The following is a 9,437-nucleotide window of genomic DNA, read 5'->3' as shown; positions in this document are numbered from 1 at the left end:
TTGTATCAGAAGCCAGTAGCGTTGCCTGTTGGGTGTATGTGCAGAAATATGTGAAGCACAAAACCCTAAACGAAATGCTGCAAGAATTGCCAGACGTAGGTCAATTCATCCTAGCTATGAATACCTGGTTTGAAAAACTGATGGAGAAATAATCTAGGAAAATAGTTTAAAGTTTACATGTTATGATCATGTATGAAGTTGGAACAAAATAAAAGAATTGTGCTATAATATTGTTCAAGAAAAAAACTCATTGACATATTTCAATCTATTTAGGAGGATAAACGATCATGTGTACAGCAGCAACTTATAAAACAAAAGATTTTTACTTTGGACGAACCCTCGATTATGAATTCTCTTATGGTGATCAGATAGTAATTACACCACGTAATTATGCGTTTAATTTTCGCCATGTTGGCGATATGAAAAATCATTATGCAATTATTGGAATGGCTCATGTTGCAGAGGATTATCCTTTGTATTATGATGCTATGAATGAAAAAGGAGTGGCAATGGCAGGACTGAATTTTGTCGGAAATGCTGTTTATGCTGCGATTAAGCCAGATGTGGAAAATATTGCACAGTTTGAATTTATTCCGTGGATTTTAAGTCAGTGTTCTTCTTTAGTTGAAGTTCGCGAGCTTCTTGAACGAATTAATATTGTTAATACTCCTTTCAGCGAACAATTACCATTAGCACAATTGCACTGGATCATTTCTGATGAGAATGAGTCAATTACGGTAGAATCTATGTCAGATGGTTTGCATATTTATGACAATCCAGTAGGAGTGCTTACGAATAATCCGCCATTTCCACAGCAGATGTTTCAACTAAATAATTATATGTATTTATCTCCTAAACAGCCCAGAAATACTTTCTGCGAAAATTTGGCTCTTGATGCATATAGTAGAGGTATGGGAGGATTAGGTCTTCCGGGAGATCTCTCATCTTCCTCACGCTTTGTACGTGTAGCTTTTACAAAGGTAAATGCAATTTCAGGTGAATCAGAGGAAGAAAGCGTTAGCCAATTCTTCCACATTCTCGGATCTGTGGATCAGCAACGAGGATGTTGCGAAGTAGCGGATGGAAAATATGAAATCACATTGTATACGTCGTGTTGTAATGTTACAAAAGGTATTTATTATTACAATACTTATGAAAACCATCAGATCAGTGCAGTAGATATGCATGTAGAAAATCTGGATAGTGATAAAATGATTTGTTATCCAGTAATTCAAGGAGAACGAATCAACTATCAAAATAAATAATGTTTTGAAATCAGGGATGAGGTAGAAAGGAAAGTTCCATGACAAAAGATGAAGTAAAAAAACTCAGGATGAACAGTCCGGAATCACTACAGTTTTTAAATAATGCTACAAAATTTTATAATTTAATGATGATGTATCGTTGTGCTATTCGGGAGATACAAACTAAACTTGAGGTTTTGGATGATGAATTTTCAGTTGAGAACAATCGAAATCCTATTTCTTTTATAAAAACAAGAATTAAGAAGCCCAATAGTATTTACGATAAACTGCAGAAGATGGGATATGAATTTACAACAGAAAATATACAGACATATCTCAATGATGTAGCAGGCGTTCGAATAGTTTGTGCGTTTATTGACGATATTTATATGATATCAGATTTGATTACCCAACAGGATGATATTAAAGTTATTGAAATAAAAGATTATATAAAAAATCCAAAATCGAATGGTTATCGAAGCTATCATATGATTGTCGAAATACCAGTATTTTTTGCTAAGGGTAAAACACCTATGCGTGTAGAATTACAGATTCGAACCAATGGTATGGATTTCTGGGCAACATTGGAACATCAACTTCGCTATAAAAAAGGAATTGAAGAAATGCCTGGCTATGATGAGATAAGTGAAGAATTACTTCATTCTGCAAGAGCTATCATTGAAGCAGATAATGAAATGCAGAGAATAAAAGACAAAATTGGTATGTTCCATGAAATTTAGGGAGAAAACTGAGCAAGTAGGAAGGTGGAATATATATGAAACAAGATACTTTAGAGGGCAAAGCAAAAACAAAAAATGGGGTAAAACGGCTGTGTTTTTCCATAATCTGCATTCTTCTGGAAGTGATTTTTATTATTACTATTGTAACACGCTTGAATGAATATGCAGAAATCATAAATTTATTTACAAGGATTTTGAGTGGGATCTTGGTTTTGGGATTGTACGCATCAAATAAGACATCCTCTATGAAAATGCCTTGGGTCATCTTAATTCTAATTTTCCCAATTATGGGTGTAGGCCTGTATTTGTTGATTGGTTTGAATGGTGGCACACATAAAATGCGTGAGCGATATGCAGAAATTGATAGCAAATTGTTACCAATGCTTCCGGACAGTCAGGAGTGTTTGAGCAAAATAAAAGAAACAATTCCGAAAGCAGGAAATATAGCAAGTTACATACAAAGAAATTCGCAGTATCCAATCTATCAGAATACGGATATTGTGTATTTTGATGAAGCAGTGAAAGGATTAGAGGCACAGCTTAAGGATTTGGAGAAAGCACAGAAGTTTATCTTTATGGAATATCATGCGATAGAAGACGCTGAAGCATGGCATAAGATTCAAGATGTTCTGGAAGAGCGAGTAAAAGCAGGTGTGGAAGTTAGAGTATTCTACGATGATATGGGTTCTATAGGCTTTATTAACACAGATTTTGTGAAAAAGATGGAGGCAATAGGAATTCATTGCCGTGTATTCAATCCGTTTATGCCAGGTTTAAATCTGTTTTTGAACAATCGTGATCATAGAAAAATAACAGTTATTGATGGAAAAGTCGGATTTACAGGTGGATATAATCTAGCAAACGAATATTTTAATTACACACACCCGTATGGACAGTGGAAAGATACAGGTATTCGTTTAGAAGGAGATGCTGTTCAGTCGCTTACGGTGACATTTTTGGAAATGTGGAATGCAGTAAGTGATAAGGATGCTAATGATTCTGATTTTAGTAAATACCTTTTCCACTATGATTATGCGGCACAGCAAACTGGGTTTGTTCAACCTTATGCAGACAGCCCTATGGATAATGAGCAAGTAGGAGAAGAAGTTTATATCAGTATGATAAATAAAGCTGAAAAATATTGTTGGTTTATGACTCCATATCTAATCATAACAGATGAAATGACGCATGCGTTATGTCTGGCTGCTAAGCGAGGGGTAGACGTAAGAATTATCACACCTGGTATCCCTGATAAAAAATTCATTTATAATATAACTCGTTCTTTTTATCATGGATTAGTTAAACATGGTGTTCGTGTTTATGAGTGGACTCCTGGTTTCTGTCATGCAAAAATGAGTGTGGCAGATGACTGTATGGCAACTTGTGGAACAATTAATTTGGATTATCGAAGTTTATATCACCATTTTGAAAACGGCTGTTTTATGGCAGATTGTCAGGCAGTTGTGGAAATAAAAAATGATCTGATAAGAACGATGGGAGAATGTCGTGATGTGACAGACCAATATCAAACCGGACGAAGTGCATATTTGCGACTGGGACAATTATTTATGAGATTATTTGCTGGATTGCTATAAGAATCTGATGAAACGACCTTTCAAAAAACAGTTGATTTAGAAGTTAACTGTTTTTGAAAGGCCGTTTTTGCTATATCTAACAGTCTGTTGTACAAAGAAGATTTTGCATGGATGAAAAACACAAACCTTGTTGAGGTTAAATTGAGATTGACTTTGTATTGTATAAGTATGAAATAAAAAGAAATCAGGTGATGTACAATGAAAAAGCATAAAATATGTAAAATCCTTCTTGTTATACTGGCAATTTTTTTATGTGTGGCTTTTTATGAATTGCTCGGAATCTGCGTTGCATATAAAAAGCAGCCGGAAGTGTCCAATACAACCAAAAAAGAAACAAAAAATGAGTCATGGAACGAATGCAGTGAAAATACAGAACGGGCAGTAATCATAGAAAAGAATCCAGAAGCGCTTTTACAAAGAGTGCGTTTGATCAAGAATGCAAAAAAGGAAATTATTCTTTCTACTTTTGCATTTCAATCCGATGAAAGTGGAAAATTGATTTTAGGAGCACTGCATGATGCGGCAGATAGAGGTGTACATATTCGTCTGTTAGTAGATGGAATGGAGAGCTGGATTGATATGGAAGGAAATCCGTATTTCTATGGATTATCTTCCCATGAGAATGTTGAAATTAAACTGTATAATAAGGCCAATCCGTTGAAACCGTGGAAAATGATGGGTAGAATGCATGATAAATATTTGATTGCAGATGGAAAGAGATATATTCTTGGGGGAAGAAATACATACAATTATTTCCTGGGTGATTTTCCGGGACATAAGAACTATGACAGAGACGTGTTAGTGGTTTGCGATGAACCTGAGAAAGAAAATTCAGTTAACCAGTTGTCAGAGTATTTTGAAACCATATGGAATCAGGAAGACAGTGGTTATTTTCATAACAATAAAAAACTGGCAAATAGAAAATCTGTAAAGAACGCAGTTTTAGAGCTGCAGAACAGCTATCAGAAATATTTTGAAGAGAATAAGGAAAGAATCTGCGAGACCAATTATACGGACGAAACTTTTGAGACAGAAAAAATTACATTAGTGTCAAATCCTATTCACACAGGTTCCAAAGAACCAGTAGTGTGGTATCAGTTGGGAGAATTGATGAAAAATGCAAAAAATCGTGTGAAGATCCACACGCCATATATTATCTGTAATGATATGATGTATAATACATGGGAGGAGATTGCAGAGAACGTTTCAGATTTTTCTATCATGACAAATTCAGTTGCGAATAATGGGAATCCATTTGGGGCTGCCGATTATGCGAAAAACAGAAATAGAATTTTAAGTACAGGAATTAATATCTGGGAATATGAAGGCGGTTATTCATACCACGGAAAAAGTATTCTGATTGACGATGATCTGTCTGTAATCGGTTCCTTTAATATGGACATGAGAAGTGCATATCTGGATACGGAACTGATGCTTGTAATTCGCAGTAAAGATATTAATAAACAGTTGGAAGAGGGCATGATGGAATATGAAAAAGTGTCCCGCCAGATATTAGAAGGCGGAACTTATAATGATCCATATCATGTAGAGCCAATCGAATTAACAAAGAAACGTCAGAGAAAAATATTTTTGGTACAGCATCTGCTTGGATGGGCAAGGTATCTGTTTTAATGAGGAGGAAGGAAAACGTGTTTCAAATATTGATTGTAGAAGATGATAAAGAATTAAGCCAGCTATTCCAAAAAGTGCTTGAGAAGAATGGATATCAAGTCAAAAGTGCATCGGATGGAGCACAGGCATTAGAAGTATTGGATAAGGAATATATTGATCTGATCATTTCTGATATTATGATGCCGGTTATGGATGGCTATGAACTGGTGTCAGAACTTCGTTCAGCAGGATATCAGATACCAGTGCTTATGATCACTGCGAAAGGTTCCTTTGATGATATGCGCCAGGGATTTCTTTCGGGAAGTGACGATTATATGGTAAAACCGGTAAATGTGAATGAAATGGTTTTAAGAGTCGGAGCATTGCTTCGCCGTGCACAGATACTGAATGAACACAAAATTGTGATCGGTTCAACAGAGTTTGATTATGATGCAATGACGGTTACAACTGATAAGGAAAGTCTTGTTTTGCCTAAAAAAGAATTCCTGCTTTTATATAAGCTTGCAGCTTCGCCAGGCAGAACATTTACAAAACAACAGTTGATGGATGAAGTATGGGGATACGAGACGGAGGCAGACCCACATACGATAGAGGTACATATAGGAAGAATCAGAGAGCGTTTTAAAGATAACCCTGATTTTGAAATCGTAACAATGCGTGGAATTGGATACAAGGTGGTGAAAAAATAATGGAACAAAAGAAAGAAAAAGGATTGCGGATCCGATCCTGTCTGACTGGTGCAATCTGGCTGGCACTTGTATTTTCAACAGTCATATCTGCTTTATTATTTGCTTTTTTGAATCATTTTTTTAATCTGCCGGGCAGCATACCTGTGCTTGGCTGGCTTTTGATTTTCAATACATTGATTGCAGGGCTGATCACTTCCTTTATTAATGCAAAGTTACTGGAACCAATTACCAGACTTAGTAAAGCAATGAAGGAAGTTTCTCAGGGAGATTTTGAACAGCATTTGGAAACGAACAGCCGTATAGCAGAAGTTGGAGAATCTTATCAAAGTTTTAACGTTATGACAAAAGAACTTCGTGCAACAGAGGTGCTGCAGATGGATTTTGTATCTAATGTTTCTCATGAGTTTAAGACCCCGATTAATGCCATTGAAGGATATACAATGCTGCTTCAGGGAGAAGAACTGTCTCCGGATCAAGAGGAATATGTAGAAAAAATCTTATTTAACACCCAAAGACTTTCCGGATTGGTTGGTAATATTTTGCTGTTATCCAAGTTAGAGAATCAGAATATACCAATGAAAAAAACAGAATATCGTCTGGATGAACAGATTCGCCAGGCATTTCTTTCATTGGAAACAAAATGGACAGAAAAAGAAATTGGTTTTCAGGTAGAATTGGAGGAAGTTAAATATACGGGGAATGAAGGACTTTTTATGCATATCTGGATAAATCTTTTGGATAATGCGATTAAGTTCAGCCCTTCAAAGGGGACAATTACGATGTTTCTGAAACAAGAACAGGATTCTGTTAAGTTCATTCTGGAAGATGAAGGACCAGGAATAGAGGATGATGTAAAATCCAGAATATTTGACAAGTTCTATCAGGTAGATGGATCTCATAAAGCAGAAGGAAATGGCCTAGGTCTTGCACTTGTAAAACGGATTGTAGATAGTGCCGGAGGAACAATCAAAGCAGAAAACCGTGAATATGGTGGATGCAGATTTGTTATAGAGCTGCCAAAGCAGAAAGATGAGATTATATAGTTTTAAGATAAATTAGAAGATGGGAGGATTTATATGACATTTTATCAGGAGTTGCAGTTAAATCAGGCAGGTTCTAAAAACCTGTTGAAAAAGAGTGAAACACTAAAAGAAAAATTATATCATATGTGGGTATATCTGGTGAAGATAGCTGTTACAATGGCATTTTGTTTTTTCTTTGTTAGTATTTTCAGCATCCTATTTGGAAATGAGAACAGCATTGTAGGTGTAGTAGTCTTATTATGTCTCATGGTGTTTAGAAATGCGGATCTGGGGATCCACACCGGACAATCTACGATGCTTTTGGCTTTGTTCTTTGTAATTATGACTGTATGTCCGCATTTAGCAAATCAGTTTTCACCGGTATTGGGAATGCTGTTAAATATTGCGGCACTGGCTGTGTTGATTCTGTTCGGATGCCATAATCCATTCATGTTTAATCAATCTACATTGGTTCTTGGGTATCTGCTGTTATATGGTTATGATGTTACGGGAAAAAGCTATCAGATGCGATTAGTCGGGATGGCTTTAGGTGCAGCACTTACCTGCTTCGTATTTTATCGAAATCATAAAAACAGAACTTATAAAAGAAATCTGAAAGATCTGATACAAGAATTTGATATCACTTCTTCCAGAACAAAATGGCAGATATGTCAGATTTTATGCGTACCGATTGTCCTTTGCATTGCAGAAATTTGTAATATGCCACGTGCAATGTGGGCTGGTATTGCGGCCATGTCCGCGATTTTGCCGTTTATGGAAGATATGCACTACAGAGTCCGTAAAAGGATTGTCGGAAATATTGCAGGTGTTATATGTTTTACAGTATTATATTTTCTGCTTCCTTCGTCAATCTATGCATATATAGGAATTCTTGGTGGAATCGGTGTAGGATTTTCAGCACAATATGGCTGGCAGGCAGTATTTAACACATTTGGTGCTTTAGCCATTGCTGCAGAGACTTATGGACTACAAGGAGCGGTTAGTCTTAGAGTGATTCAAAATGTTTTTGGTGTTGTGTTTGCTTTAGCATTTTGTGTTATATTTTATTGGTTTATGTCTAAAAAAAAGAAAAGTGAGATGACCGTACATGCAGAGTGAAGTGAATCAGGAAGAAAATTTGAATAGAATTATTACGGTTCCTAATCTTCTTTCTTTTTTTCGGCTTTGTCTGATTCCGGTAATTATATGGAGTTATTGTGTAAAGAAAAATCCTCTGTTAGCTGGTGAAATTTTATTGCTGTCTGGTCTTACGGATCTTGCTGATGGATATATCGCAAGAAGATTCCATAGGATTAGTAATTTAGGAAAAATACTTGATCCGGTGGCTGATAAGCTGACACAGGCAGCGATGTTAATCTGTCTGTTTACTCGTTTTCCGCATGTGCTTCTTTTAATCGTAATAATGGCAGGTAAGGAGCTGTATATGGTAGTCAGTGGATGTCTTGTGATACGAAAGACAGGAAAAGTACATGGTGCAGACTGGCATGGAAAGATAGTAACCTTTTTATTATATGGAACTGCAGCGGTGCATATTATATGGTTCCACATTACACCGATGGTATCAGATCTGTTGATTGGTTTGTGCGCTATAATGATGGTCATATCGGTCGCTCTGTATATTATCCAGAATACCAGGACTCTTAAGGGAGAGACTGTATAAGCAATTTTATATTGCAATGACTAGAAAAATATTTAGGAGAAGATAGATATAAACAGTAAGTCAAACACACAAACTATGGAGTCTTTAGTCGGTTTAATAAAATTTTAGATAGAAAATAAATCATTATAAAAAGATCCTGTTCATACTATGATATATAGAACAGGATCTTTATTTACTTTATTTCGCCAGGAAATTGCTCTGAATCTCCATCGGCATATGATAAGCCTGGCCTCGTTTTGTCAGGCTGTATAATTTAAAGCTCATTAGTTCCGGAGTCGCATTCAATGAACTGCAGAGTCCGAAATAATCCAGGTCCTCGTTCTGAACCATCAGCCTTTTAAAATTAGCCAACTACTTTTCCAAAAGTTTTTAAGGTGGATCCGGAAGTGACTTGGATAGGGGCATATTTTTTATTTAGAGAAATAAGCTGAATACCGGAATCGGATTGATGATATTTCTTTACATAAGCATCACCATCAAGGAAGAAGACACCGATTTCTCCTTTTTCAAGTGTTTCTTGTTTATGAATCCAGATGATCTGTCCATCCAGATAGAGAGGCTCCATGCTGTCACCACATACCCGGACACCGAAGTCAGCACTGGAAGATACTTCATCACCAACTTCAATTTCGGAAAAACGGTCGGAATCAAGGAATTGTCCTGTTCCAGCTGAAACCGGGAGATCATAGAGACTGAGAGTTCTTCGTGGAAATTGATAAATGATTGGTTTTTCTCGAATGTATTCCCCACTTTTCATTAATAGGTTCATGTAATAATATTAATCTTAGTGATACTGAAATGAATGATAATAAATCTAATCATATCTGTGGATGA

Annotated in this window: 10 protein-coding genes; 8 read left to right on the top strand and 2 right to left on the bottom strand. The window is 36.2% G+C overall.

The window, feature by feature from the left end:
- Positions 1-287 precede the first annotated feature (287 nt).
- From bsh to G5B06_RS18045, 8 genes are all read left to right on the top strand, one after another.
- Positions 288-1,265, top strand: coding sequence for a choloylglycine hydrolase (gene bsh, locus G5B06_RS18080; protein WP_005347230.1), 978 nt, complete (start codon positions 288-290; stop codon positions 1,263-1,265).
- Positions 1,266-1,303: 38 nt separating this feature from the next.
- Positions 1,304-1,984, top strand: coding sequence for a GTP pyrophosphokinase (locus G5B06_RS18075; RefSeq protein WP_005347231.1), 681 nt, complete (start codon positions 1,304-1,306; stop codon positions 1,982-1,984).
- Positions 1,985-2,019: 35 nt separating this feature from the next.
- Positions 2,020-3,579: a cardiolipin synthase gene (gene cls, locus G5B06_RS18070; protein ID WP_055166960.1), complete on the top strand. Its 1,560-nt coding sequence runs from the start codon at positions 2,020-2,022 to the stop codon at positions 3,577-3,579.
- Positions 3,580-3,777: 198 nt separating this feature from the next.
- A complete protein-coding gene (locus G5B06_RS18065) occupies positions 3,778-5,211 on the top strand; it encodes a phospholipase D family protein (RefSeq protein WP_119234867.1) in 1,434 nt (477 codons plus the stop codon).
- The gene (locus G5B06_RS18060; protein ID WP_118071556.1) at positions 5,190-5,900 is read left to right on the top strand and encodes a response regulator transcription factor; all 711 of its coding nucleotides are present in this window, start codon (positions 5,190-5,192) and stop codon (positions 5,898-5,900) included. Before G5B06_RS18065 ends, G5B06_RS18060 begins: the two co-directional genes overlap by 22 nt.
- Positions 5,900-6,943 (top strand): HAMP domain-containing sensor histidine kinase, encoded by a 1,044-nt coding sequence (locus G5B06_RS18055; RefSeq protein WP_005347239.1) that lies wholly within the window; start codon positions 5,900-5,902, stop codon positions 6,941-6,943. The genes G5B06_RS18060 and G5B06_RS18055 overlap by 1 nt, the downstream gene beginning before the upstream one ends.
- Before the next feature lie 33 nt (positions 6,944-6,976).
- Positions 6,977-8,041, top strand: a complete 1,065-nt coding sequence (locus G5B06_RS18050; protein WP_118062277.1) for an FUSC family protein — start codon at positions 6,977-6,979, stop codon at positions 8,039-8,041.
- Positions 8,031-8,603 (top strand): CDP-alcohol phosphatidyltransferase family protein, encoded by a 573-nt coding sequence (locus G5B06_RS18045; protein WP_005335451.1) that lies wholly within the window; start codon positions 8,031-8,033, stop codon positions 8,601-8,603. Before G5B06_RS18050 ends, G5B06_RS18045 begins: the two co-directional genes overlap by 11 nt.
- Positions 8,604-8,780: 177 nt before the next feature.
- Here G5B06_RS18045 and G5B06_RS18040 read toward each other — a convergent pair whose 3' ends face one another.
- Complete coding sequence (locus tag G5B06_RS18040; RefSeq protein ID WP_226815871.1) at positions 8,781-8,954, bottom strand: hypothetical protein; 174 nt, start codon at positions 8,952-8,954, stop codon at positions 8,781-8,783.
- Positions 8,947-9,360 (bottom strand): S24 family peptidase, encoded by a 414-nt coding sequence (locus G5B06_RS18035; RefSeq protein WP_173763209.1) that lies wholly within the window; start codon positions 9,358-9,360, stop codon positions 8,947-8,949. The genes G5B06_RS18040 and G5B06_RS18035 overlap by 8 nt, the downstream gene beginning before the upstream one ends.
- Positions 9,361-9,437 lie beyond the last annotated feature (77 nt).

Source organism: Blautia luti (assembly GCF_013304735.1).
Lineage (GTDB): Bacteria > Bacillota > Clostridia > Lachnospirales > Lachnospiraceae > Blautia_A.
The sequence above is the reverse complement of the archived record's forward strand: the minus strand, read 5'-3'. Positions and strand labels throughout refer to the sequence as shown.

Coding starts and splice junctions, on each gene's coding strand:
- bsh (WP_005347230.1), top strand. CDS start 288: ATGTGTACAGCAGCAACTTATAAAACAAAAGATTTTTACTTTGGACGA.
- G5B06_RS18075 (WP_005347231.1), top strand. CDS start 1,304: ATGACAAAAGATGAAGTAAAAAAACTCAGGATGAACAGTCCGGAATCA.
- cls (WP_055166960.1), top strand. CDS start 2,020: ATGAAACAAGATACTTTAGAGGGCAAAGCAAAAACAAAAAATGGGGTA.
- G5B06_RS18065 (WP_119234867.1), top strand. CDS start 3,778: ATGAAAAAGCATAAAATATGTAAAATCCTTCTTGTTATACTGGCAATT.
- G5B06_RS18060 (WP_118071556.1), top strand. CDS start 5,190: ATGGGCAAGGTATCTGTTTTAATGAGGAGGAAGGAAAACGTGTTTCAA.
- G5B06_RS18055 (WP_005347239.1), top strand. CDS start 5,900: ATGGAACAAAAGAAAGAAAAAGGATTGCGGATCCGATCCTGTCTGACT.
- G5B06_RS18050 (WP_118062277.1), top strand. CDS start 6,977: ATGACATTTTATCAGGAGTTGCAGTTAAATCAGGCAGGTTCTAAAAAC.
- G5B06_RS18045 (WP_005335451.1), top strand. CDS start 8,031: ATGCAGAGTGAAGTGAATCAGGAAGAAAATTTGAATAGAATTATTACG.
- G5B06_RS18035 (WP_173763209.1), bottom strand. CDS start 9,360: ATGAAAAGTGGGGAATACATTCGAGAAAAACCAATCATTTATCAATTT.